The organism is Gluconobacter sphaericus NBRC 12467, from assembly GCF_006539125.1.
GTDB classification, from domain to species: domain Bacteria; phylum Pseudomonadota; class Alphaproteobacteria; order Acetobacterales; family Acetobacteraceae; genus Gluconobacter; species Gluconobacter sphaericus.
Window position 1 is genome coordinate 144717 of sequence record NZ_BJMK01000003.1, and the last position, 25302, is coordinate 170018.

General features: G+C 59.5%; 21 protein-coding genes. 15 read left to right on the forward strand and 6 right to left on the reverse strand.

From position 1 onward, the window contains the following. The first annotated feature begins 4 nt into the window (after nucleotides 1–4). Nucleotides 5–3082 carry an efflux RND transporter permease subunit gene (locus GSP01_RS03770; RefSeq protein WP_141350867.1) on the forward strand — a complete coding sequence of 1026 codons (3078 nt, stop codon included), beginning with the start codon at nucleotides 5–7 and terminating at the stop codon, nucleotides 3080–3082. 21 nt (nucleotides 3083–3103) lie between these two features. Here the strand turns inward: GSP01_RS03770 and GSP01_RS03775 are convergent, their stop codons facing one another. Then, nucleotides 3104–5083 carry a hypothetical protein gene (locus GSP01_RS03775; protein ID WP_141350870.1) on the reverse strand — a complete coding sequence of 660 codons (1980 nt, stop codon included), beginning with the start codon at nucleotides 5081–5083 and terminating at the stop codon, nucleotides 3104–3106. A 521-nt stretch (nucleotides 5084–5604) separates the two neighbouring features. Here GSP01_RS03775 and GSP01_RS03780 point away from each other — a divergent pair. Next, a complete protein-coding gene (locus GSP01_RS03780; protein WP_174787536.1) occupies nucleotides 5605–6399 on the forward strand; it encodes a deaminated glutathione amidase in 795 nt (264 codons plus the stop codon). A gap of 514 nt (nucleotides 6400–6913) precedes the next feature. Here the strand turns inward: GSP01_RS03780 and GSP01_RS03785 are convergent. After that, nucleotides 6914–9055, reverse strand: coding sequence for a TonB-dependent receptor (locus GSP01_RS03785; protein ID WP_255320858.1), 2142 nt, complete (start codon nucleotides 9053–9055; stop codon nucleotides 6914–6916). A gap of 120 nt (nucleotides 9056–9175) precedes the next feature. Here GSP01_RS03785 and GSP01_RS15065 point away from each other — a divergent pair, with 120 nt between their 5' ends. The 7 genes from GSP01_RS15065 (at nucleotide 9176) to GSP01_RS03820 (ending at nucleotide 13594) form a co-directional block, all read left to right on the forward strand. Next, a complete protein-coding gene (locus tag GSP01_RS15065) occupies nucleotides 9176–9418 on the forward strand; it encodes a hypothetical protein (protein WP_228123746.1) in 243 nt (80 codons plus the stop codon). A gap of 481 nt (nucleotides 9419–9899) precedes the next feature. Continuing rightward, a complete protein-coding gene (locus GSP01_RS03795; protein ID WP_174787537.1) occupies nucleotides 9900–10310 on the forward strand; it encodes a hypothetical protein in 411 nt (136 codons plus the stop codon). A gap of 42 nt (nucleotides 10311–10352) precedes the next feature. Continuing rightward, entirely contained in the window at nucleotides 10353–10880 is a 528-nt protein-coding gene (locus GSP01_RS03800) for a DUF4405 domain-containing protein (RefSeq protein WP_141350877.1), read from the forward strand. 161 nt (nucleotides 10881–11041) lie between these two features. After that, nucleotides 11042–11767 (forward strand): tonB-system energizer ExbB, encoded by a 726-nt coding sequence (gene exbB / locus GSP01_RS03805; RefSeq protein ID WP_141350879.1) that lies wholly within the window; start codon nucleotides 11042–11044, stop codon nucleotides 11765–11767. Between the two features lie 6 nt (nucleotides 11768–11773). Further along, nucleotides 11774–12208: a TonB system transport protein ExbD gene (exbD, locus tag GSP01_RS03810; protein WP_141350881.1), complete on the forward strand. Its 435-nt coding sequence runs from the start codon at nucleotides 11774–11776 to the stop codon at nucleotides 12206–12208. After that, a complete protein-coding gene (locus GSP01_RS03815; RefSeq protein ID WP_141350883.1) occupies nucleotides 12208–13041 on the forward strand; it encodes an energy transducer TonB in 834 nt (277 codons plus the stop codon). The genes exbD and GSP01_RS03815 overlap by 1 nt, the downstream gene beginning before the upstream one ends. A 202-nt stretch (nucleotides 13042–13243) precedes the next feature. Beyond that, complete coding sequence (locus GSP01_RS03820) at nucleotides 13244–13594, forward strand: zinc ribbon domain-containing protein YjdM (RefSeq protein WP_141350885.1); 351 nt, start codon at nucleotides 13244–13246, stop codon at nucleotides 13592–13594. On the opposite strand, the gene GSP01_RS03825 is transcribed toward GSP01_RS03820, so the two are convergent. Then, on the reverse strand, nucleotides 13581–15269 hold the full coding sequence (locus GSP01_RS03825; RefSeq protein WP_141350888.1) for a SulP family inorganic anion transporter: 1689 nt from the start codon (nucleotides 15267–15269) through the stop codon (nucleotides 13581–13583). The genes GSP01_RS03820 and GSP01_RS03825 overlap by 14 nt on opposite strands. A 136-nt stretch (nucleotides 15270–15405) precedes the next feature. Here GSP01_RS03825 and GSP01_RS03830 point away from each other — a divergent pair, with 136 nt between their 5' ends. Beyond that, nucleotides 15406–16137 carry an SDR family NAD(P)-dependent oxidoreductase gene (locus tag GSP01_RS03830; RefSeq protein WP_141350889.1) on the forward strand — a complete coding sequence of 244 codons (732 nt, stop codon included), beginning with the start codon at nucleotides 15406–15408 and terminating at the stop codon, nucleotides 16135–16137. A 197-nt stretch (nucleotides 16138–16334) separates the two neighbouring features. Beyond that, nucleotides 16335–16715: an ArsC family reductase gene (locus GSP01_RS03835; protein ID WP_141350891.1), complete on the forward strand. Its 381-nt coding sequence runs from the start codon at nucleotides 16335–16337 to the stop codon at nucleotides 16713–16715. Here GSP01_RS03835 and GSP01_RS03840 read toward each other — a convergent pair. Next, a complete protein-coding gene (locus GSP01_RS03840; RefSeq protein ID WP_141350894.1) occupies nucleotides 16690–17595 on the reverse strand; it encodes a helix-turn-helix domain-containing protein in 906 nt (301 codons plus the stop codon). The two genes, GSP01_RS03835 and GSP01_RS03840, sit on opposite strands and share 26 nt — an antisense overlap. Nucleotides 17596–18006: 411 nt before the next feature. On the opposite strand from GSP01_RS03840, the gene GSP01_RS03845 reads away from it, so the two are divergent. Then, nucleotides 18007–20478 (forward strand): membrane-bound PQQ-dependent dehydrogenase, glucose/quinate/shikimate family, encoded by a 2472-nt coding sequence (locus tag GSP01_RS03845; RefSeq protein ID WP_141350896.1) that lies wholly within the window; start codon nucleotides 18007–18009, stop codon nucleotides 20476–20478. Nucleotides 20479–20558: 80 nt separating this feature from the next. Beyond that, a complete protein-coding gene (locus tag GSP01_RS03850; RefSeq protein ID WP_141350898.1) occupies nucleotides 20559–21449 on the forward strand; it encodes a transporter in 891 nt (296 codons plus the stop codon). Between the two features lie 20 nt (nucleotides 21450–21469). On the opposite strand, the gene GSP01_RS03855 is transcribed toward GSP01_RS03850, so the two are convergent. Beyond that, nucleotides 21470–22945, reverse strand: a complete 1476-nt coding sequence (locus GSP01_RS03855; protein ID WP_141350900.1) for an aminotransferase class V-fold PLP-dependent enzyme — start codon at nucleotides 22943–22945, stop codon at nucleotides 21470–21472. Nucleotides 22946–23055: 110 nt separating this feature from the next. Here GSP01_RS03855 and GSP01_RS03860 point away from each other — a divergent pair, with 110 nt between their 5' ends. Both GSP01_RS03860 and GSP01_RS03865 read left to right on the forward strand, forming a co-directional pair. Continuing rightward, nucleotides 23056–23517: an Lrp/AsnC family transcriptional regulator gene (locus GSP01_RS03860; protein WP_011252091.1), complete on the forward strand. Its 462-nt coding sequence runs from the start codon at nucleotides 23056–23058 to the stop codon at nucleotides 23515–23517. A gap of 50 nt (nucleotides 23518–23567) precedes the next feature. Beyond that, nucleotides 23568–24866 carry an amino acid permease gene (locus GSP01_RS03865; RefSeq protein WP_141350902.1) on the forward strand — a complete coding sequence of 433 codons (1299 nt, stop codon included), beginning with the start codon at nucleotides 23568–23570 and terminating at the stop codon, nucleotides 24864–24866. Between the two features lie 4 nt (nucleotides 24867–24870). Here GSP01_RS03865 and GSP01_RS03870 read toward each other — a convergent pair whose 3' ends face one another. Further along, entirely contained in the window at nucleotides 24871–25269 is a 399-nt protein-coding gene (locus GSP01_RS03870; protein ID WP_141350904.1) for a DUF4186 domain-containing protein, read from the reverse strand. Nucleotides 25270–25302: the final 33 nt, after the last annotated feature.

Sequence of the window (25302 nt, forward strand, 5' to 3'; positions counted from 1 at the left end):
TTTCATGCTGCATTTTCTCCAGTCCAACCGTTTTGTCCTGCTGGGTCTTCTTGTCGCGCTGATGATCGGTGGGATCATGACCGTGCCGGGACTGCCGGTCGAGCCGGTACCGGATATTTCGCCCAAACAGGTTATGGTGTCGGTCACAGCCCCCGGACTGGCGACGGAAGAAGTTGAGAAGCTGATTACCTTTCCGGTTGAGGCGAGTCTTACGGGTATTCCGGGCGTGACAGATCTGCGCTCCGTGTCGCGGACAGGAGTGTCAGCGGTCTATCTGCAGTTCGATGATGCGACGGATATCGATCTGGACCGGACGCGGGTTGCCGAGCGGTTGCAGGCGGCACGGGACAGTATCACGATGCCGGGTGTGAGTGTCTCGATGGGGCCGCTGGCGACGGGCATGGGCGAGATCATGCAGTTGCAGATTCGGGGCGCCGGGCTTTCCCTGATGGAGCTGAACCGGCTCATGACCTGGACGGTCGTGCCGCAGCTTCGGCTGGTGCCGGGCGTGGTGGATGTTAATGTCAATGGCGGGTCGGTTGAGACCTACCAGGTGGCGGTTGACCCGGCGCGGATGCGGGCATTCGGGGTCTCTGTCAGCGAGATCGTGCAGGCTGTCGATACGAACAATGCATCTTCCGGCGGGGGCTGGATTGCGCATCATGCCGAGCAGAATGTGGTGGTCGGTCGTGCACTGGTGGGCAGTCTGGCGGATTTTGGCGCCATTCCCGTCAAGTTCGGGACGGGCGGGCATGTGATCCGGCTGCGGGACATGGGCGTTGTCTCCGCTGGGCCACGCACGCGGCTTGGAGCCGTAACGCGCGACGGGCAGGGCGAGGCGGTCATCGGCGTCGTGATGATGCAGACAGGGGCGAGTTCAAACGCAACGCTGGCTGCGATCGGGCGCGCCTTGCCGACAATCCGGCAGGCCCTGCCGCCGGGCGTGACGCTGGAGCCGTTTTACAGCCGGGCGAGTCTGACGGGTCAGACCATCCATACGGTCAAGGAAAATCTGCTGATCGGCGCGGCGCTGGTGCTGTTCGTACTGGTCGTCGTGTTGGGGGACTGGCGGGCGGCGCTGGTGATCGTGTCTGTCATTCCGGCGTCTCTGGTCGCCGCGATGGCGGGGATGCGGCTGTTTGGCGTGTCGGCCAATCTGCTGAGTCTGGGTGCGATCGATTTCGGAATGATCGTGGACAGTTCGCTCGTCGTGGTGGAGCACATCATGGTCGAGCGTGGGGAAAGCCATGGGACACGCCCCTTCGCAGCCCTGACCGCGGATGCTGCAAAGGCCGTGATACGGCCGGTCAGCTTCGCAATCTTCGTCATCATCATGGTCTATCTGCCGGTGCTGACGCTTCAGGGCATCGAGGGCAAGATGTTCCGGCCGATGGCGCAGACGGTCATTATGGCCCTGTTGGCCTCACTGGTTTACTGCTTCGTCTGCGTGCCGGTGCTTGCGGCAATGCTGATGCGCAAGGTCCAGGCGGACCGGGAGACCGTGTTCGTGCGGACCGTGCGCCGGTATTACGAGCCCGCCCTGCGCTGGACGGAACATCACAGCGGGCGCCTTCTGATCGTCACGGGTGTTGCGTTTCTGGCGGCGTTGCTGATTGGCGGACGCCTGGGCGGGGAGTTCGTGCCGCAGCTTGAGGAAGGCTCGCTGGTCCTGACTTCGACGCGTCTGCCGGGGGCGTCCCTCGATACGGTGCTGGACGGGGTGACGGCGGAAGAGAAAATCCTGCGCTCTTTCCCCGAAGTGAAAACGGTCGTGAGCAGCACGGGAACGGCGGCTATTCCGACCGATCCGATGGGAACGAACGAGACCGATACGTTCATTTTCCTCCGCCCGCGTGAGGAATGGAAGACGGCGTCTACACAGGCCGGGCTGGTTACGAAAATCAATGACGTGTTGGAAAAAACGCGGCCGGATGCGGCATATTCGTGGTCGCAGCCGATCCAGATGCGGATGGATGATCTGTTGGCCGGTGTGCGGACGCAGCTTGCGATTTCGGTCTATGGCGATGATCTTGCGGAGCTGAACCGGATTGCCGGGCAGGTTGTTGAGACGCTGCACACTGTGCGTGGTGCAGCGGATGTCGCGTTGCAGGGGAGCGGGACGGTGCCGTTCCTGCATATCGACGTGAACCGGGATGCGGCAGCGCGGCTGGGAGTATCGGTGCCAGATATTCTTGCGGTTGTGGAAGCCGTGGGCGGGCATGTGGGCAAGCCGGTGACGGTGCAGGGAGCGATCATTCCAACGCAGGTGCGTCTGCGGGAGGACGCGGTCAGTTCGGCGGACCGGATCGGGCATCTGCAGGTGCGCCGGGCGGACGGGCAGGGCTGGGTTTTGCTGTCGCAAGTGGCGGATATCGTGCTGTCGGATGGCGTATCGCGGATTGACCGAGACAATATCCATCGCCGGGTGATCGTGCAGGCCAATATTCGCGGGCGGGATGTGAGTTCGTTTGTCGCGGCGGCGCAGCAGGCCGTGGCACAGAAAATCAGGATGCCGCAGGGCTACCGGATGGTCTGGGCCGGGCAGTTCCGGAACCTGCAATCCGCGCTGCACCGTCTGTTCATTGTTGTGCCGATTGCGCTGGCGCTGATTTTCCTGTTGCTGGTGGCGGCCCTGGGGTCGTTTGGTGCGGCGGCGCTTGTTTTTGCCAACCTGCCGATGGCGGCGACCGGCGGCATTTTCGTACTTGCGATCCGGGGGCTGCCGTTCAGCATTGCGGCAGGGATCGGGTTTATTGCGCTGTTTGGCGTGGCGATCCTGAACGGTGTGGTTTTGGTCAGTCAGATCCGCGTGTTCCGTCAGGAAGGGTTTGCGGCGGCAGAGGCGGCGTTTCAGGCCGCGCGGAGCCGGTTGCGACCGGTGCTGGCGACGGCATCCGTGGCCAGTCTGGGGTTTTTCCCGATGGCGTTTTCTGGCGGATCCGGCGCGGAAGTGGAGCGGCCGCTGGCATCGGTTGTGATCGGAGGGCTGATCTCTTCGACGCTTCTGACCTTGTTCGTACTGCCGACGCTCTATGCGCGGTTCTTCGGCGCTGAAGGCCGGGAGGCTCCGGACAAGGCGTGAGCCTGCCTGGAGCGTGTGCCCTTACTGGAAGGGCAGGTAGCGGAAGTCGAAGAAGATCTGGCTCATGCTGGTATGCGGATCGCCGCCGATGCCGGACCAGATCTGTCGCCGCGAATAGGCAAGCTGTGTGCCCGCTTCCACGGTGCCGAACTTGCCTTTGAAGAAGCGCCACCAGCCACCGATCGTGATCTCCGAAACGCTGCGGGTATTGGCTGTGCAGGAGAGCGTGGAAAGTTCCTGTAGACAGCCTGCGTTGGAGTAGGCGGGGTTGCCATAGCCGTAAGATGCGCCGTTTGCGTTGAAATAGGAATGGCCGACGCGCTGCGTGCCGAAATAGCCATAGACATCGATGCGCGGGTTGGGATGCGCGATGACGCCCGCCTGGGCCTGGATGCCGAAGAGCGGATCGGGGCTACCATTGGCCTTGAGTGTGGCATCCGGCAGCAGGACGGATCCATAACGGTTGATGCCCCAGCCAGCGAGGCCGGCCATGCGCAGTTCCACCTTGCCGGGAATGAGCGGCAGGATCATCGAACCGCCCGCGCCGCCGCCGACGGCGGTATTGTTATGGCCGGTATTGCCCATCGTCACGCGGTCATGAGGGAAGTGCAGGATGCCTTCCATTTCGTAATGGCCCCAGACGGGATCGTAGGCGACCTTGCCGATGACGTCGGGTGCGATCTCGTTGGAGAAATTGGTTGTGTCATTGGTCAGGCCAACACCGTTCTCGCCGATCGTGACGGTGGAGCCGTTGGGCATCGATACGGCTCCGTTGCTGGCGGAAAAGCCGGTCGTGTCATAGAGCGTGGCGGGATTTTCGATTGAAAGACCCGTCCACAGCCGGTGATGGAAGAAATCCTTCACGATGCGGACCTGCCACTGGCGGGACCAGGTTTGGCCTGCAAGCATCGACGCTTCAATCGTTTCCGGAAGACTTTCCTGTCGCGCGACGATACCCGCACGGCCCGGCGTCAGAAGGCTCCAGGCCTGGCCGCCGAGGAAATGCCAGCCTGCCTTGTTGTCGTCATAGGCGAGATAGGCCTGACGCATGCGGAAGGAATAGCTGTTGCTCTCGTAAGGATCGGTCGTGACGGCGCCGGCGCCAAAATCGGATTCAAAAAAGCCCGAGATGATGGCTTCGGAATTGATGTTGCCGCGTGCGAGCAGGGACAGGCGGCTGTAGCGGGCGCTGCCGTTGAAATTATTGGTGTGGTAGCGCGGCTCGTTCGGATACGGCATGTCCTGCCAGTAGTTGAACGTATCGGATGCGACATGACGGTTTTCGAGCACGGCGGCCATATCGACGAAACCGCCGAGCATGAGCGTGACCGGGCCAAGGTGGAACACGCCGTGATCGCCGATGGCACCTGCGGACTGCGCGCCCATCGTCTCACGCGGATGCGGACCCACACCGTTTTCTGCGAAATGGACGAGCACGTCTTCGGCGCGATGGCCGACGACGGCGAGTTCCGAGCCTCTGTCGGTGTCGATCACTCCGCGTCCGGTGGGAGAGAGGGAAACGCGGTCGCGTCGGGCCACGGCTCCGTGGACGGGTTCGGCTCTGGCGGCGGCGGTCATTTCGCTTGGTGTAGCTGCAAACTGGGGAGCTTCGGCAGTTTTAAGGCTATGACGGCCGGCGGAAACAGTGGTGATCCGTTTGCTATGGTCTGCGTGGATATCATTGCGATCAGGTAGATGGGCGGTGGCGAGCTGTCCGTCATGCGCGGGGGGCGCATGGGAGGCAGACCTGCTTGAGGTGCGGTGTCGGGCAATTTCCGCCTTCAGCAGGGCCATGTCGTGATTGATGACGCGTTGTTCTTCCTGCACATGAGCCTGAGCGGCCTGAAGGCGACTCATTTCCTGTTCCATTTTTGAAACGATATCGTCATCGGCCCGCGCCGCGGTGCCCAGCATAAGAGCGCTTAGTGTCGTGCCGAGAAGCAAATATCCGCGTCCCGATAACCGTAGGGAGCGCAGCGTGCGGAAGGTGAGCGGTTGCAACTAATTCATCCATGTCAAAAGATGTCTGGAACATGTGCATGAAGTCTGGCGCGATAGCTTTTAAAAATATTTTCAGGTCACTCCTGACGTACTTCATGTCTCCGGAAAGTTGTGGGGAGAGAAAAATATTATCGTGTGGATTTAGGAAAAAATAACGCAATAGTTAAATTTTTTCATATTTTGATTGGGTATTTTATAGAAAAAAATGAAAATCGATTAATATAGTTGAATAAAAAATTGTTAATTATATTTATATACAAATTAACATTAAATATAATTTTTCATTTATGGCGTGTTCGGGCTTTATTTCTGCCCTTTTGGGGATTTTTATTGGTTTTTCATTTTCTTTACGATATGATATTTTTTCTGTACCGAAAAGTATCAGAGCCGCTCTGGGCGCTGGCGGCTGACAGAATTACCTGCATGAATTCTGTATTTCGTCTTCACCCCATCCTACCGCTCAGGCATGCTGTGGTGGCGGGCGTGATGGCCCATGCGACTTGTGGAAATGGAATGCGGTGATGAGAGTTGCTCTGGGACAGTTTGCTGTTGCGCCGGACTGGGAAACCAACCAGCGGCAATGCCTCGACCTGATTGCACGGGCGCGGGAGGGAGGAGCAGAGCTTCTGGTCCTGCCCGAAGGGATTCTGGCTCAGGACATCAATAACCCGGAACTCCTGCCGCAGACGGCGCAGCCGCTGGACGGACCGTTCATGGAGGGGCTGCGCAAGGCCAGTCAGGGCATTGCCGTGGCGGGATGTGTGAATGTGCCTGACGGGCACGGAAGGTTCTACAACACGCAGTTCGTGTTGCGCGACGAAGCCTTCATTGCAACATACCGCAAGCTGCATCTGTATGATGCATTCAGCATGAAGGAATCCCAGCGCACCTCACCGGGGCTGGAACTGCCGCCCGTGGTGCAGATCGGGGATATGAAGGTGGGTCTTATGACCTGCTATGACGTACGCTTTCCGGAGTTGGCGCGTCATCTGGCTCTGGCGGGCGCAGAGGCCCTGCTTTTGCCTGCTGCCTGGGTGCGGGGGCCGGGCAAGGAACGCCACTGGGAAATCATGTCCGTGGCGCGGGCGCTGGAAAATACCTGCTATGTCGTGGCGGTCGGGGAATGCGGCGCGCGAAATACCGGGTTCAGCATGGTGGTCGATCCGCTGGGTGTCGTGACGCTGGCTCTGGGTGAGGCGCCGGCTCTCGGTTTTGCTACGCTGGAGCGGGAGCGGGTCGCTCATGCCCGGCAGGTGCTGCCGGTCCTGGAAAACCGACGATTTGTGGCACCGGTTCTGGCTGGTTTGAAAAGCTGAAACGCGTTAGGATCGATCCCCTGATTTGCCGGCGGGGGTAAATAGTTTTCATGCATGCTTTAGCTTCGCAATTTGGGCTCTTCCGCAAGGTCGGACTGGCAGGCTGAGTCGGTCCAGCTCGGCTATCATTATTACCACAACGCCGATACGCCCGTGACACCGCCCGAAAGTACGCGGATGTAGACTGCATGTCATCGGCAGAGAAGATATCGACATACCCATGCATTCCTGATTGTTCAGGCTCTGATGGAGCTGCTGCCAGACCCGCGAGGATTGGATCGCATCATGCTTTATCCAGACAATTTCGAAGACACGACCTACGCCGTTTATTATCCGCAATGGTCCGAGTAAGCCGGACTTGAGTGGATCCATTGCGAATTGCGTGATCTGGAAATCATGAATGACGGGCGGCTGGACAGACTGTTGGCGCAGCTTGACCGCGGCATCGGGTCGCTGCGCCAGGAGCTAGGGGGGGGCTGGTTGTTCCGGTGTGAGGCCGGGTTCTTACATCCGTTCAGAACTCCGAGACGACTGAGAAAAACGTGCCGCGCCGCTGGCCGTACTGGGCCTGATAGATGCCGACGCCGCTGCCGTTGCGGAGCTGGTAGCGTTTGTCGAACAGGTTCATGACGTCCGCGCGGATTTTGATGTCATGCCCGACCGGGACCTTCGTGAAGGTGTGCTGATAGCCGATGTTGAAGACGTCGTATTGCGGCTCTTTTTCCAGATTGGCGAAGCCGCTGCGCAGGCCGTAGCCATAGACGAAATCGATATAGGCCATGTCGTGTTTCGTGGTCCAGGATGCCCCGGCCGTGGCAGTGAATTCGCCCTGATGGTCGAGCTGGATCGCGTGGTTGCGGATATAGGCGAGTTCCGCCAGATCGAACTGGTACTGCGCCGAATTGATGTCACGGGCCGAGGTTTTGACGTAGGAAAAATTACCGAACAGCGACCACGGTCCGTGCCGCCACGAACTGCCGAACTCGGCACCATAGACGCGGCCGCGTTTGTAGCTGAACGGGGCGAGGATGACCGCCCGACCGAACTGCCCCAGATCGGTGAGGTCATGCGCCCATTTTGCATAGGCATCGAGCGTGATCTGAAAGTTCGGCGTGATGCGCTGGAGGATGCCGCCATCGACGTAATGCGATTTCTCGACTTTCGTGGCATCGTCGATCGTGTTGGCTGCGGCGTTGGTGGTGCCCGAAAAGCGGGCAAGTGTGGAGGGATAGACATATTGCGGGGAAGGCGGGGCGAAATAGCGCGAATAGCCCAGATGCAGTGTCGTGGTGCGGCCGGGTTTCCAGACCATGTTTGCGCGCGGGCTTAACTGCCCTTCATCGTCGAAGGACGAGGCGAAGCGGTCGTAGCGAATGCCATAATTGAAGGTCAGGTTATGGGTGATTTTATATTCGTCCTGAATATAGGCGCCCGCTTCGACGGACCAGTTGCCAGTATTGTCGATCATGCGTTTTGCGATGTCGGATGTCTGGTTTCCGGCGTCGTCCACGGGGAAGGCCAGCGTATCGGTATCCAGCCGTTCGGACGTGTACTGCCCCAGCAGACCGGCCCGCAGGGTGTGATGGGGGGCGATATCGTAGGACAGGTCCGCCTGCATGCCGCCGGTCGTGAAGTCGTTGACTTCATGTTCGGAGACGCCCTGATAGATCAGGTCGCGGTCACGGTCCGGGGTGTAGTCGATCCGACCGTAGCGGAAATAGGGTGAGACCTGAAGGTTCAGTTTTTCGGTCGTGCGCTGATAGGACAGCACGGCGTAGTAGTTCTGTTCGGTCTGGCTGTCGTTCAGATTGGCCCAGTTCATGGACGGGTCATGCGGATTGACGCCCGCGACGTTGTACAGGGTCGTGTAGTCCGGGCTGGTCGTATCGAATGTCTTGAACGAGTTGGGGATTTGGAAATCCGCGTAGGAGGCGCTCGTCAGCAGCGTGATGCGGCTTGTGTCGTCGAGATGGTAGGACAGATACGCGAAGGCTTTCTCCTGTTCGGTCACGTCATGGATGGCGCGGAACGTGTTGCTCGGGTTTTCGATGCCGATATTGTTGCGCGTGAAGGAAAGGGTGGTGAAATAGTCCAGTTTTCCATGCTGGCCGCCAAACTGCACGGACGGGACGAACGTGTTGTAGCTGCCGCCATACAGTGAGACCTGATTGTGTTTGAGGCTGTCGCCGGTCTTGGTCGTGACGTCCACCACGCCTGCGGTGCGGAAGCCGAACTGGGCGGGGAGGATGCCGGTCAGCAGGTCTACGGACTGGATGATGCGCGTGTCGAGTTCCTGTCCGAAACCGTTCAGCCCTTCCGGCAGCAGCACGCCGTTGACGCGGTAGGTCAGGCCGCCATGCTCGCCGCGAACATGGACCTCGCCATAGCTGTCGAGAACAACGCCGGGGACGCGGAGGAGGATCTGGCTGAAGGCCGCGTTCTGGCCGCCGGGTGTGGTGGTGATCTGGCGTTGGTCGATGGTGTAGTCCACGGCGCCGAGGCCGGGGAAAATGCGCGCGCGTTCGTGATTGAGATGTCCTGTGACGCTGATCCGTTCGGGGGCGGAGGCTTTCTCGGGCGAGATGGTTTTCTTGACGGTCTGCGGTTTTGTTTCGGGCAATGTGGGGGCTGCGAGCGCAGTCCCGAGAACGGCCATACTGACGCTCATCCACGTGCAGGAGCGTTTATTTCGGGATAGTAAATTGATGATTATATAGCATATGCTATATTTAGTGATGTGCATGAAAGACGGCCTGCGAACGGGGTTTGGGGCATCATGGGTGATGGAAGTCTGTCAGGAATAAAGCATCTGCGTGATATTATGCAATATGCTATATTGATTGGCGCGGAATTTTGGGGCATTGCAGCAGCAGTTTCCAATCAAGGCGCAGGTTATGGCGATGGTGCTGCGGCATTACGCGGTCAGGCGTGCGTGGATGCCATGTTGGACACGATGTGGCGGCTGGTAAAGGACGAGCCGGAATTTCTGGCGACCGTGGAGATCGAACTGGCAAGGTAGAGCAACCCGGATCTGGAAGTAGTGACGGCACCGGTTCGGGAGTGGATTGATCGGTTTATGACCCGCTGGCTTTCAGGGAGGCACATGGCCCCGTGGGACCCGTACTGCGTCGAGTTGCGGCTGCTCAATTCGGCGCTGTTCCACTGGAGGATCTGGCGCGCTTCTTTGAAGTCTGGCGGTGCTTGTTCCGGACAGATAAGGCCAAACATGCCGATGCCGTTTCTGACTGCCTTGTCGGTACCACTGTAAGGAATGTCGTGACTATGTCTGTCATCAAGGTTTGAGCGACTGCTTGTGCTTTATAAGCAACAATGTCATTACCACGCATTATTGCCAATGAGAACCATTTGCAATAATGCGTGGAGTGCGGGAAACAGACCTAAGTCAGAACGTCGTGGCGCTTTTGCCTGACGCGAGGTTTCCTCCGGATCAGGCGGAAGGCGGCGTAAGATTTGTGAAGCTTCCAGGGTTCAGGTGCTGCATGCCTTCAGAAAACGATTTCTCGATTTCTTCGCCATCAGGTTCGTCTTTCAGATTCTTCCGCGATCGCTGGGGTCAGAAATGGTCGGCTCTCGTCATGCTGTCACCCGGCGCAGGTTTTGGCGTCCCAGAAGGCGGGGACGCCAAGGCGCAGGATGGAACGTATACTGCAGGCACGACAGTAACTGACAGCACGATCAACCTGTCTGCTGCGCGTGTTCACGCTCAGGTGGACGCTGACAGCAGCGACACGAACAATACCGTCCTCGATATCGGACGCACATCGGGCATCACCATGTCGTGGAAGGACCTTTATGTGGTCTGTCTTGCGGCGGTCCGCATAATCTACTCTCCGTGGGGACAGGGCTCGAAGTCAGCCGGCACCTTTCCGCTTAAATTCCTGTTTCTCTGACATCAACCTGCGGCCGGCGCGGTGCTGGCACAAGAAAGAAACATGTTCAAAACATTCATGAACCGATACGGGACCCCACTGACGACCGGGTTCTTCATTGTCTCCGGCGTCACGGGTGTGGCGATGTTTTTCCACTGGGCGCCACAGTCGTTTCATCCCATTCATGAATGGCTGAGCATGGTGCTTCTCGCGCCGTTCATCCTTCATCTGGTGAAGAACTGGACGTCCCTGGTCAATTACGCCCGGCGCAAGACGCTGTATGTGCCGCTGATCATCGCGTTCGCGGCCTGCATCCCGTTCATCTTCCAGGTCCCGGGTGGACATGCGGGTAACCGGAAAACCGCGTTCATGGCGCTTCCGGTGCTGGAACAGGCGCCACTGTCGGATATCGCCCCTCTGGTTCACATGGATGCGGACGGCCTGATTCATCGCCTTCAGTCTCAGGGCTACACGGTCATATCGGCGGAGCAGAGCCTCGACGATATTGCAAAAACGTCGGGACGCCCCGTCAATGATACGGTGGTCGCAGCCCTTCAGCGTCCGCATGATCATAGCGGCCATCAGGACTGAGACAAAAAGCCTTGGTCAGACCGGGGCTTTTTTCATTTCAGGCACCGAAAATGCGCACCGGATACGATGCGACATGTAGGAGCATGCGAATTATCCTTGATAATGAGAATGACTCTTATTATCGTTGATGCAGTATCCCCGCAGTTCCTATAGGTGCCGTGATGTCCCTCAGCTTTTCCCCCTGGCAGATGTTTCTCGACGCCGGCCCGGTCGTGCGGGGTGTCATGACAATCCTGACGATGGCCTCGCTCGTGACCTGGACGATCTTCATTGCCAAAACCATTGAACTACAGCGTCTTCGTGCGCGTCTGAAGAAGTCGGAAATCACGCTCGAAGACGCTGAGACGCTGGATATTGGCGAGGAATGGACGCGCGCCGGATCAGGCTCCGGCATTGCGCATGCGATGATCATGGCTGCTGAAGTGGAGCGTCAGCGCTCGCAGGATATTACGGGCGACCGCGAGGGCATCAAGGAGCGCATCGTCCTGCATCTTGAGAGGCTGGAAGCTGCCGAAGGCCGTCGCCTGATGCGGGGGACTGGCGTGTTGGCGACTATCGGCGCGACGTCTCCGTTTGTCGGGTTGTTCGGCACGGTCTGGGGCATCATGTCGTCCTTCACAGGCATTGCGGCTGCCCATGCCACGAGCCTTGCGGTCGTGGCTCCGGGCATTGCCGAGGCGCTGCTTGCAACTGCGCTTGGCCTCGTCGCGGCCATTCCGGCTGTGGTCATTTACAATCATCTCGCCCGTCAGACGGCCGCCTGTCGCGCCTGTGTCGCGGATCTGACGTCGCTCGTAATGCGTCTGGTGTCGCGGGATCTGGCGCGCGGGGTCAGCGGCGGCAAGGTGCTTCGCTTCGGTCGTGATATGCTGGCTGCGGCAGAGTAAGCTTCCATGGCCATCCGGATCCGCCATGCGGACGACACCGTGCTTGAAGCGCACGAAATCAACGTCACGCCGTTCATTGATGTTATGCTGGTGCTGCTTGTGATCTTCATGGTCACGGCGCCGCTTACGACCGTCAACGTCCCCGTCGATCTTCCGTCTTCGACACAGCAGGCAGTACCGCGCCCCGATGAGCCCGTTTTCCTGACCGTCAAGGCAGATCACAATCTGGCACTCGGGGAAAACGATGTGCCCGCCGCGCAACTGACGGAAGCCCTCGCCGCCGCGACCAAGGGTAACCGCGACGAACGCATTTTCCTGCGTGCTGATAAAACAGTGGATTACGGTACGCTGATGGATGTCATGGATCATCTGCGAAGCGCGGGTTATCTCAAGGTGGCGCTGGTAACGCTCCAGGGCCAGACGACAGGCACAACGCCCTGATGTCGGACGGGCTGATCTCTGCAAACGTGCCGCTGCCGAGGTTTCGGGAGTGGTACGCCGCAACCTGCCATGTGGAAGACCGCCGGAGCGCACGTCTCTGGGGAGGTTCTGCTCTGGGTGTTGTTGCCCTTACGGGGGCGGCCCTGTTCTGGGCAGTGATGTCCGCGCATCCCCAGCCCATTCTGGTGGCGGAACCGTCTCCGGCTGCGATCAGCATCGATCTTGCGCCTGTCCCCGTGCCGGTATCGGCACCGCAACAGGATGTCGATCCCGCTCCGCAGCAGGCAGTGGCCTCGACGGAGGCGCAGCCGGAAGACCGTCCCAAGGTCGAAGCCCCGCCAAGCCCGGCGCCCAACCCGCCGGTCCCGGTGCCAAAGACGGAGAAGGTCAGGCCGCACCAGCCAAGTGTGCACAAGCCGCTCCCACCCGTTCCGGTCAAAGCGCCGTCTGTGGAAAAGGCAACAGCCCCCCGTACGGTCGAAGCTCCGCCTACGACCGCTCCGAGCGCTGCTTCGGTCACGACGTCCAGCCAGGCATCGCATGATCCCGTGACCTGGCAGGGCGAGCTGCTGGCGCGTCTGGAACGGTTTAAACGCTATCCTGAAGCAGCTCAGTCCACGCATCAGGAAGGAACGTCTCTGTTGCATTTCGTCATGGATCGCAAAGGCCATGTCCTGAGTGTCAGTCTCAAGCGTAGCGCGGGGTATGACCTGCTGGATGCGGAGACGCTGGCCTTGATCCACCGTGCCGAACCGCTGCCTATTCCGCCCGATAGCGTGCAGGGCGATCCGCTGTCCCTGACGGTTCCTATCGAGTTCTATCTGGAACACTGATCCGCTTGCCCCGCAGACCCGAAAGGTCTGCGCGCACGTTGGGGCGGAGCGTCGGAACAGTCTGTCCTGCAGCGTGGTAATCTATATTTGCCTGTTGATCGCACGCGCCATGTCAAACGAACAGCTGATGGAAATGGTCCATCCCCGTTTTGAAATACGGACTGCGTGCAGTAGTGTCCGGCCACAAACGGAAAAGGTCATCATGGACAGTAATCTGAAATGCCCGGTCTGCGGGTGCGAACACGTTTATCCGGATGGTGCGCTGTGGATGTGCCCGGAATGTGCGCATGAGTGGAACCCGGCCGAGACGACGGCGGAAAGTGGTGAGGCTTCCGGCGAGATCCGTGATGCCAACGGCAATGTTCTGGCCGATGGTGATACCGTGACGGTCATCAAGGATCTGAAGATCAAGGGCTCGTCCATGGTTGTCAAGGGCGGCACCAAGGTGAAGAACATCCGCCTTTCAGATGGTGGCGACGGGCATGACATCGCCTGCAAGATTGCCGGGATCGGTGCGATGAACCTGAAGTCCGAATTTGTCAGGAAGGCCTGACGGTCGGAGGGGACGCTGCGGTGTCCCCAAGGATCTGGTGGGCGGCTTTCAGCGCCGTGTGCAGTTCGGCATAGATATTGTTGTCCCCTAGTGTCGGGGTAATATGGTGCCGGTCCATATCCGCGCGCAGATATACGCTCACTCGTCCGAAAATCAGCGCAATGTCGTGCTGATGCAGTTGTGCGATCAGGGCCCGCAGGTCGGCGGCAGCGGAATAATCGATGTCCGTGACAGGGCTTGCATCCAGCACGACGCAGCGCACCGGATGAGGCGCATGCTCCACAAGACCCAGCAGATCCTGCCGGAAGCGCGTCGAATTGGCGTAGAACAGATCCGCGCAGAACCGGAAGACAATCAGGCCGGGCGCACTTTCCAGCCCGTTCTTTGCGGGCAGGGCTTCCAGAATACCGGCGCTCGGGGATTGTTGCAGCACCATCGTATGCGGCTCGTAGCTGTGCCGGACATGGCGGAACAGCGAGAGCGCGATGGCAAGGAAAATACCTTCCTCGACGCCAACCCCCACAACGACGGCGGCTGTCGTGATGGCCAGCCAGAATTCACCGGGGCTCTCCTGCCGGATTGCCCGCAGGCCTTTCAGGTCAATCATGCCGACCGCGACAGTAAAGACGATCCCCGCCAGAACGCAGCGGGGCAGAGCTTCAAGCGGGCGTGTGAGAAACAGCAGCACCAGGAGCGTCACACAGGCGAACGTGACCTGTGCCAATTGCGTGCGGGCACCGGAACGCACGGCCATGGCCGTCTGTGTCGGGCTGCCATTGACGGTGAAAGTCCCGCTCAGTCCTGCCGCGACATTGGCTGCCGACAGACCCAGAAGATCGCGGTTTTCATCAACGGTTTCATGAAACCGCTCCCCGAAGATACGGGACGTGGCCGCACTCTGCGCGATGATGACGAATACGCAGGATGCCGCGACGGGCAGAAGTGCCAGAAGTTCGTTCCATGAGACGTCCGGCAGACCGAAAAGCGGCAACCCGCCCGCAACATGCCCCAGTGTCGGAACACCGTGCTGGGACAGGTTCAGTCCCATGCTTAGTGCAATACTGCCGATGACGACACAGAGCCCGGCTGGCAGATGCGGGGCCAGACGCTGCCCGGTCATGAGAATCCCGACCGTCACAGCCGAAAGGCCTGTGACCATGAGGCTCGCATGTGGGATCTGACGGAAGGTTTCGTAAGCCTGCAGCAACGGATTATGTGCGCTGACGGACACGCCCAGCATGTCGTGCAGCATTGCGATGCAGACCTGTACGCCCACCCCGGCCAGAAATCCCGTCAGCACGGTGCGGGAGAGGAAATCCGCCAGAAACCCCAGCCGAAAAACCCGCGCCACCAGCAGAAGTCCCGCACAAAGCAGCGCCGTCATGCTGACGAGCGCGATGTAATGCGCACTCCCGGGTAGTGCCATCTTGCCGATCGCACTTGAGAAAATGGCCGCCGTCGCGGAATCAGCGGCCACGACCAGATGCCGAGATGATCCGAAAGCTGCGAACGCCACAAGTGGCAGCAGGACCGTATAAAGCCCCGTGACAGCAGGCATGGCCGCAATGCGCGTATAGCCCAGAACCTGCGGAATATTCACCGAGGCAAGGGATAGACCTGCGACAATATCCGTCCACCCGCGCGGGGTCCCGGTGGGGCTCTGCTGTTCCGACATGAGTTGTGTTCTAGGCCTTTGATGAAGGGATGTCTTCACAATGTCAGGGCAGTGGTTGGGTCCGGCATAAAAATGCCTCATGATCTGGACGTTAAAGACGGATCTTTCGTCATCGCAGTCAGGAAGGAACAGGGTCATGACCCAGAGAGTAGCGCTCATTACCGGCGGATCACGCGGCATCGGCGCGGCCATCGCGCTGAAGCTGGCACAGGATGGCTTCGATATCGCCATCACTTACGCCCGCAATGAAAAAGCTGCGCAGAAAGTTGTCTCGGAAGTTGAGGCGCTGGGCCGCAAGGCCGTCGCCGTTCAGGCCGATGGCGGCAGCACGGACGGCAATATCGCAGCCATCACGAAAACGCATGAAGCGTTCGGGCGTCTGGATGCACTGGTATGTAATGCGGGCATCTACCCCTATGGCCCGATCGCCCAGATGACCGTCACGCAGATCGAGGATGTCCTGAACCTCAACCTGCGCGCGGCGATGATCGAAACGGTCGAAGCCCTGAAATACATGCAGACGGGTGGCCGCCTGATCTACATCGGCTCGGCCTTTGGTGAACGCGCACCGTTCCCGGGCATCTCGCTCTATTCGGCAACGAAGGCCGGCCTGATCGGCTTTACGAAGGGTGTAGCGCGGGATCTCGGACCGCAGGGCATCACGGCGAACATCGTCGAGCCTGGCCCGATCGCAACCGACCTAAACCCCGAGGACGGAGCGGCCGCCGCCGTTATCCGCAAGTTCACGGCCACGGAATCCTACGGCAAGGTCCATGACATTGCCCGCACCGTGTCGTTCCTCGCCAGTCCGGACGCGTCCTACATCACAGGTGCGTCCATTCTGGTGGATGGCGGTCTCGTCGCCTGAGACCAAAAACGGCTCCCTCGCGATGAGGGAGCCGCCGTAGCGCGGGCGTTCTCCACAAAAAAATAACTCTGGATTTTGGCGTTTTTGACAAACCGTGATGACCCCAGCCCCGGTGCTGGATTTGTGGGAATGACCACGTCATGGTTTCATGATGCACAACATCTCCGGCCATGCCGGAAAAACGAGGAAGCAGTCCCATGGCCGCATCAATCACGATCTACGGCATTCCCAACTGCGATACGATGCGCAAGGCGTGGACATGGCTGGCCGAACACGGGGTGGCGGTTACGTTCCATGATTATCGCCAGGACGGCGTCGATCGGGGGCAGCTTGAAGGCTGGGTGGCTCAGCTGGGCTGGGAGAAGCTGCTGAACCGTTCGGGAACGACGTTCCGCAGGCTGTCACCGGAACTGAAGGACAACCTTGATGCGGAACGTGCCATTGCGCTCATGCTGGAGCAGCCTGCCATGATCCGGCGTCCGGTTCTGGAAGCTCCGGGCCTGCTGCTGGTCGGTTTCCGCCCTGACGATTACGCCGCAGCCCTGTCAGGTTTCAGCGCTCAAGATCCAACGCCCTGATCTTGCGGTGCAGCGTCGCGCGACTCACGCCCAGAAGACGCGCGGCGGCACTGACATTTCCGTGGACCGTTGCAAGGGCGGAGTGAATAACCTGCGCTTCTGCCCGACGGAAATTGGGCTCTTCCTGCGCATCGAGCAGGGGTAGCAGGGCGGGGAGGCTGGACAGCTCGCCCTCGGGCCAGTTCATGTGCTGGCGGCTGGCATGTGTCGCACCTTGGACATGACCGTCACGGTCAAGAGCGACTAACATCGACGAGGATGACGTGGACGGCCCCAGGGTCATGATCATGGCCTGCCCGAAGCGGTCATGAAACAGTTTCTCCTCCACGCGCCGGGCAGTCGTTAGGAGCGCATCCATCAGCAGCTGCGCGGTGGGCACGACGTTCTCCGCCGTAAATGAACAGATATTCATCGCGCCTGCGAGTTCCCCGATGGAATTATAGACCGGTACGGCCATGCCTGTGAGCTTGCGGAAACATAGCCGCCAGTGCTGGTCATGCACGACCATAACGGGGCGTTCCTCACGCAGGCAGGTGCCGATGGCATTGGTTCCTGCATTCTGCTCGTCCCATACCGCTCCTGCCTGAAAACGCCAGCGCCTGCAGCCGCTGAGCTGGCTGCGCTGGGTATGGCGGGAGAGAACGATCCCTGTGGGATCGGCCAGCATGACCGTGAAATCCAGCCGATCCACGAGCCTGTGCAGATGCTGCATCTCGGGCAGGGCACTCTGGATCAGGCGCTGGGTGCGCCCGCTGACGAAGCGCAGCTCCGGCTGGCTGAGGACTTCTGTTTCCCACCGCTCGGACGGATCCAGATTGTAGTTCGTGGAGCATCTTGCCCATGAAGCGGTCAGGCAGGTGCGGGACAGTGTTGTGGTCATCGCGCTCCTCGCACTGCGTCGTACCTGTCGCAGTTCTGAGACAGGTACGACGCAGACGGTCACAAACGGGTGAAAGTTCAATGATGTGGGATAGCCCGCAACGAAAAAAATCAGGAATGACGTTTTCCGGAAAAGGCGAAGCGTTGCGTATCGGGGATGCTGTTTTGCAGGCCATCGGTAACGCAGTGCTCCTTCTCTTTTCTGGTTCAGTGCTGTGGAGCGGAGGGGAAGCAGGCATGAAGCCGGAGCTGTTAGCAGGCGCCGCTTTTTGCTGCTCCTGCTGTTCGAACAGGGCTCTCCCGTCCGTCACAGCCATGACGGGACGCAAACGGTAACGCGTTCCGCCGATGACCAGGAAAGACAAATCATTTCAGAGGGAATGGTTTTCGTTTTTCGCAAGAACGAGGTGTCATGTCTGCTTCACTCCAGAGGGTAATGTCTTCATTAACCTCTATCCTGCTCGCACTTGTCGGGCTTTTCCTGCTGGGAGGGGGAGGATATCTCCTCATTCTCGGCGGCTCGTGGTTCTACGCCCTTCTGGGCCTCGTGATGCTTGCTGCTGCGGGTATCAGCTTCAGGAATCCCCTGCTGGCCGCGCGGCTGTACGCGGCCCTTCTGCTGGTGGCGACCATCTGGTCCGTTCTTGAAGTCGGGTTCGACATCTGGGGTCTGGAAGTCCGTCTTTTCACGCTCGTCGGCATTGCGGCCTGGATGCTGCTGCCATGGGTGTGGCGCACGGGCCGGAACTGGACTTCGGACAAGCGCGAACTGCTCGGTTCGACCGTCATTGCGATGGTTGCGATCATCGCAAGCTGCTTCACGTCCTACTCCATTAACGGCACGCTCCCTGCGGACCGTATGGCCGTAACCGGACAGTCCGATCTGACGGCGAAAGGCACGCCCGAAGCCGACTGGCCTGCCTACGGCCGCACGGTGGGTGGTGATCGCTACAGCCCGCTGGCCCAGATTACACCTGCGAATATCAGCAACCTCAAACGCGCCTGGGTGACCCGCACGGGTGACGTCCAGAAGTCTGACGAAGGTGTTGTCGCAGGTCCTGATCAGGGCCACGAGTTCAACCTTGAGGTCACCCCCATCAAGGTCGATGACACGCTCTATCTCTGCACGCCGCACAACTGGGTCATGGCTCTTGATGCCAGAACCGGCAAGGTGAAGTGGAAGTTCGATCCCAAGCCGGCCGCGGCCGATCTGGCGGCGAACGTCTATCTGGCCTGCCGTGGCGTGTCCTATTATAAGGCGCCGGACGACTATCAGGCTCCGGACGGCTCCAAGGCCTGCCAGAAGCGCCTTTTCTCCCCGGTCGGCGACGTGCGTCTGCTGGCTGTCGATGCCGAAACCGGCAAGCCCTGCGAAGATTTCGGCGAGCACGGCTTTATTTCTCTGCGCCAGTATCTCGGTCATGTTCCGCATGGCTTCCATTTCGTGACGTCCCCGCCGCTGGTGGTGAAGGATCGCGTGGTGCTGGGCGGTTGGATCTTCGACAATCAGGCGAATTTCGAGCCTTCCGGCGCAATCCGTGCGTTTAACCCGATCACGGGCGAGATCGAATGGGCCTGGGATGCCGGTCACAACCCGGAAAACTGGAAGCCCGGCCCGAACGACGAGCTGACGCGTGACACCCCGAACGCATGGGGCGTCTACACGGCCGATCCGGATCTCGGCCTGCTGTATATCCCGACGGGTAACTCTCCTCCGGACAACTGGGGTGGCTCGCGCCGTCCGTTCGACGACGCAACCTCCAGCGCCACGATCGCTCTCGATATCGAGACGGGTGAACGCCGCTGGACCTTCCAGACCGTTCATCATGACCTGTGGGACATGGATCTTCCGATCGGTCCGTCCATGGTTGATCTGCCCGGCCCGAACGGTGAAAACATTCCGGCTCTGATCCAGAGTACCAAGCGCGGAGAGTTCTTTGTTCTGGACCGTCGGACCGGCAAGCCGGTTCCGGGTTACCCGGTCGAGGAACGTCCGGTTCCGACCGCGGGTGTTGCAGCGGATGACCATGTCTCCCCGACGCAGCCTTACGCAGTTGGCCTGCCGTCCCTGACGCCGCCGGACCTCAAGGAAAGCGACATGTGGGGCGCGACGCTGCTGGATCAGATGATCTGCCGCATCCAGTTCCGTCAGTCCGCTTATGACGGTCAGTTCACGCCGCCACATGTCGGCAAGACGACGATCGTCTATCCGGCATTCTATGGTGTGGTTGACTGGCAGGGCGCATCCATCGATCCGCAGCGCAAACTGCTGATCGCCAATGCGAGCTACCTGCCGTTCCGGATCCGTCTGGAAAAGCGTCAGCAGGCTGAAAATGCCGGTATTCTGCCGAAGTGGAACGGTCAGGGTGACAAGCCGGAAGCCAAGGGCGATGCGCTGAGTGTCTCTCCTGATTACGGAACGCCTTACATCGCTTACACCAGCCCATGGCTGAACCCGCTTCAGATTCCCTGCAAGGGCCCGGCCTGGGGAACGATCACGGCAATCGATCTGGTGACGAAGAAGATTGTCTGGCAGCACCCTGTCGGCACCACGCGCGACACGGGTCCTTTCCGGACGCATAACAACCTTCCGCTTCCGACCGGGATGTACAACATCGGTGGCAGCGTCCTGACCAAGGGCGGCGTGTCCTTTATGGGTGCGACGGCCGACGACTACCTGCGCGGTTTCGACATGTCGAACGGCAAGGTCATCTGGCAGGACCGTCTGCCTGCTGGCGGACAGGCCACGCCGATGTCCTATCAAATCGATGGGAAGCAGTATGTTGTGATCGCCGCTGGCGGTCATGGGGGCCTTGGCACCCGCAGCGGTGATTATATCATCGCTTACAGCCTGAACGGAGACCAGAGCGCCCCTGCGCACTGATCGCCCACTTACGGACGGAGCGTGTCTTTTACTGAGGACACGCTCCACATTCCCGCTCACACTCTATGGAAATTCACGTTATGCGTTGCAAATTCACGCTCGGAGTGCGTCTTGGTGCCCTGACGGCCTGGTTGCCTGCTGTTGCTCTCGTTCCAGGCTTTGCCGCTCATGGTGCGGATATTCCACTGGCCATCATCGGACCGCACGAATACGACCTGCCGGTCGATTTCAAACCGTTCAACGTGGTCGTGCAGTATGGTGACGGAAACGCCGCTGGCTCCGTTTACGACAGTGGCGGACAGCGACGGGCGCGAGGTGGCAGTCACACCTGGAGCGGTATGACGAAATACGTGCATTTCCGAAGTTTCGACGCGATCCCGCATGTCGGCTTCGCCTTCGAACTGATCCAGTCCGAGGCCTACACGCTGGCTAACGGGCAGAACTGGGGTGGTCTGGGCACGACAATCGTCGGACCCGCCGCCTGGTTCAAGCCCAACAAGCACAGCACGCTCGGGATCCAGACCTTCATGGAAACACCGTCGGGCACGCGGGATTCCATGGCGATGCATTACTGGGCCAACCTGTCGAGCATCATCTTCGATTACGAATGGAAGCATTTTAGCTTCGATGGCGATCTGGGCAGCGTCGTAAGCTCCACCAAACATCGCAATGGCGAACACAGCTATTCGGCTGGAAACGTGTTTTACACGAACCTGCGCTTCAGCTGGAAAGCCACGTCACGCATCGAGCCGTTCTTGTCGCTCGACTGGCAGAACAGTGGCGGCATGCACGACAACACGTCCAATCTGTGGGTCGCCAATTCCAGCAGCCGCGAAACGGCGCTTGGCGTCGGTGCAATGTTTTTCATCACTAAACGCCTGTCGTTCACACCCCGTTATTCTCATTCCGTCGAAGGACGGAACGTGCCGGAGACGAACGCCTATTACATGAAGATCGCCTATCTGTTCTGAGAGCGTGTTCGCGGCCTGTTTCAGGCCGCTGCCTTCGGACGGAAGCGCGCCGTGGTGATGTCGCAGTCATACTGTGCCGCCGTCTCGCAGGGATTGCTGGCGAGTTCGTTAATAGCGTTCAGGATGCGCTCGACCTTGCTGTCATCCATCAGCACACTGAAATTCAGGCGTGTCCAGCCAGGTTTTTCGATTTCCTGACCCGAGAGAATGGCGCTGCGGATCAGGCCAGACACATTTTCATCAATGCCTAGCAGACGATGCGCATACGGCCCTGCACACGCACAGCCACCCCGGACCTGAATGCCGTAACGGTCCGACAGCATGCGCGTGAAAAGCTGCTGATGGATGAACACATTGTTCTTCACATCGCGGATACGGAACGAAAAGATCGGCAGTGCGTCGGCAGTCGGATGTCCTAGGATCTCGATGGCGGGATTGTTGCTCCAGGCTTTTACGGCCCGGGCGCGCAGTTCCGCATTGCGCTGCGCCATATAGGCGTCTCCGATGACGTCCTTGACGATGAAGGCCAGCGCGGCGCGGATATCTCCGATCACGTTCGGTGTCCCGCTTTCTTCGCGGGCAGCGAGGTTCGCGGTGTAGTCGTGGTTCCAGGGCGAAACAAAACGCACGGTACCACCGCCCGGAAGGACAGGTGTCGTGCGGAGCATGGCGGTATTGCGGACGATCAGTATGCCGGACGCTGCCGGGCCACCGATGAACTTGTGGCAGGACACGACGACCGCATCTTTCTCGAACGGTGTGCCGGGCTGCATGTCAATCGGGCAGTATGGTCCGGCTCCGGCATAATCCCAGATCGACAGGGCACCATTTCGCTTGAGCAGGGCAGTGACGGCGTTCACATCCGTCAGGATGCCCGTGACGTTGGAAGCGGCCGAGAACGAGCCGATTTTCAGACGGTCTGCGGGGTAGGATTTCAAGGCCTGTTCCAGACCATGCAGATCCGGTCCACCTTCGGGCGCCTCAGGAATTTCGACAATCTCCGCACCGCTCTCACGCCAGGGCAGGATGTTGGAGTGATGCTCGTAAGGGCCGATAAAAACGACGGGCCGCTTGCCAGTTTCACACAGAGCCGGGATTTCCAGCAGATGAACGAGACGGTTCAGCCCGGCCGTTGCGCCATTGCCCATAAAGATGGTCGTGAAATCGGGAGCAGGTGCATGACAGAACCGGGCGATCATGGCGCGGGCGCTGTTGCGCAGGCGCGTCATGTAAGCGCCGCAGAAAGACGCTTCGGTGTGACTGTTGGCATAGAATGGCAGGATCTCGTCCATGATGAACGTCTCGATCTGCTTCAGCGCACGGCCGGAGGCAACATAATCGGCATAAAGCAGGGATTGCGTCCCGAACGGCGTCGAGAACTTCGCACCATCACCAATCACCCCCTTGGCCAGCGCGCTCAACCCGTTGTCGCGCAGCGTCTGCTCGAACTGTTCAAGAATGGCGGTGCTGTTGTCGAGATTGCCGATCGTTTCCATGGCGCGATGTTCTTCCTCTGCGTGAGAATTGAACGATAGACCGACAGAAAGAGTAAAAACCTTTTCTTTTTTGAGGATGAAAAATCGTTTTTGTGGTCATATGATGCGATATGGCCAGAAAACTCGATCAAACAGACAGGGCGATCCTGAGAATCCTCCAAAAGCAGGGTACCCCTTCCCAGCGTGAACTCGCCGAGAAGGTTGGTCTGTCGCAGAATGCCTGCTGGCGGCGCCTGAACGCCCTGCGCGAAGACGGCGTGATCGCCCATGACACGGTGCGGCTCAACGCCTCTGCGCTGGGCCTGACGCTGACGGTGTTCGTGCTGATGCGTACGCGCCATCATTCGCGCGAATGGTTCGAGACATTTCGCAAGGTGGTCGGTTCGATCCCGAACATAGTTGATTTTTATCGGATCGCGGGTGAATACGATTATCTTCTGAAAGTGGTGGCCTGTGATATGAACGATTTCGATCGTGTCTATCAGCAGATCATCAGCAAGGTGGAGCTTGATGCCATCACCTCGTACATGACCATGGAAACCCTGGCGGACAACAGAGATCTTCCGGTCTGAAACGTCTGGCCCGCAACACCGTCCCGTCCACAGCAGGAAGTCCCTTGTCCATGAGCCAGCCCGACCAGCTTGCCCACAGTCTGCGTACGCGCCATGTCGTCATGATCGCCCTGGGAGGGGTGATCGGGGCGGGATATTTCATTGGAGCGTCCGCGGCCCTTTCGCTGGGTGGTCCTGCGGTGCTGCTGTCCTATGCGCTTGCCGGAACGCTGGTGTTCCTGGTCAATCTGATGATGCGCGATCTGGCGCTGAAGGTGCCGGGACGGGCATCGTTTCTGGGCCAGATCCAGTACGCGCTTGGGAACCGCGCAGCCTTTGTGGCTGGCTGGGCGTACTGGCTGACCTGGATTATCGCGATCGCCGTGGAGGTCATCGCGGTGGCCACGATGCTCGCCCCTTATATTCCGCTACCTTACGCGGTGCTGGAAATCCTGATCATGGCAGTGATGACCGGGGTGAACCTCATGTCGGTCAAAGGCTATGGCGAGTTCGAATACTGGTTCTCCGCCATCAAGGTTCTGGCAATCGTCTGTTTCATTGGTATCGGCGTCTGGGTGCTGCTGAGCCGCCCCATTCCTGTGCATGAAAACCTGTTCGCGCATGGCGGCGTGTTGCCGCATGGCTGGCTGGCCCTTCTGGCCGTGATCCCGACGATCCTGTTCTCCATGGGCGGCAGCGAGATTTCCACCGTTGCGGCCGTTGAATCCGACAACACCGAGCAGAACATTGTCCGCGCCACGCGCTCCATCGCGCTGCGCATTGGCGGGTTCTATATCGTATCCATCGCGCTCGTTCTGTGTCTGGTGCCGTGGAGCGATGTGGTTTCCGGATATTCGCCATTCCTGCTGGTCCTGCACCGCCTGCATATCCCATTCGCGGATGTGGCGCTGGCGCTCGTTGTCATGACGGCTGCGCTCTCCAGCCTCAATTCCGGGATCTATGTAACGTCCCGCATCCTGTATGAACTGGCGGAATCCGGCTCCGCGCCGGGGTTGTTTCTGACGGTGGATGCATCCACAAAACTGCCACGGCGCGCCATTCTGGTCAGCGCCATAGCGTCCATTGTTGTGGCTGCCTTGGCCGTTCTGTCGCCGACGCTGATTTTTGGCCTGCTGGTCAGCCTGACGGGTGGGTTCATGGTGTTCAACAATACCATGATCGTGGCAGGGCGCCTGAAGCTCGTGCCTGAGTCGCCCTGGAAGGCTTATGTGGCGCTGGTCCTTATCGGATGCACGTTGGCCGCTATGCTGATCCAGCCCGAAACGCGTTCGCAGATCGTGTTGGGGGCTGCGGCACTTCTGCTGATCTTCCTGGCGGAGCGGTTCGTGCCACGTCGCCAACCGGACTGAGGCTTCAGAAGAGCGCCCCCTGCGCCGGGCTTTTGGGTATGGTTCGCCCAAAATCCCGCTCGATCCAGCTTCGCAGCACAAGCAGGATCTGCGCCTGCTGTTCGGGTGTCAAAGCCCTGCCGGGGGCCATGCCATGCCATTTGGACAGGCAGCTCCGGCAGCACGCACCTGTGGCATGCTGTGCGATAAATACCGGATGCCCGCGCATGGGCGTCTGCTTGCCATCGCGGGGTGGATGGGCCGGGGCAAGACGTTCGGCAATGAAAGCCGTGCCATGTTCCATGACGGCATCAAGGCCCCGGCTTTCGAGATAGAGTCGCGCCTGATCGTCCAGGTGAAAGCGGGTGCGGAACCGGGACCGGGCAAGACGTTTGAACAGCGCTTCGGGATCAAATCGGCCCACCAGTTCACAACCTTCTGAAAAACAGGCAAAAAA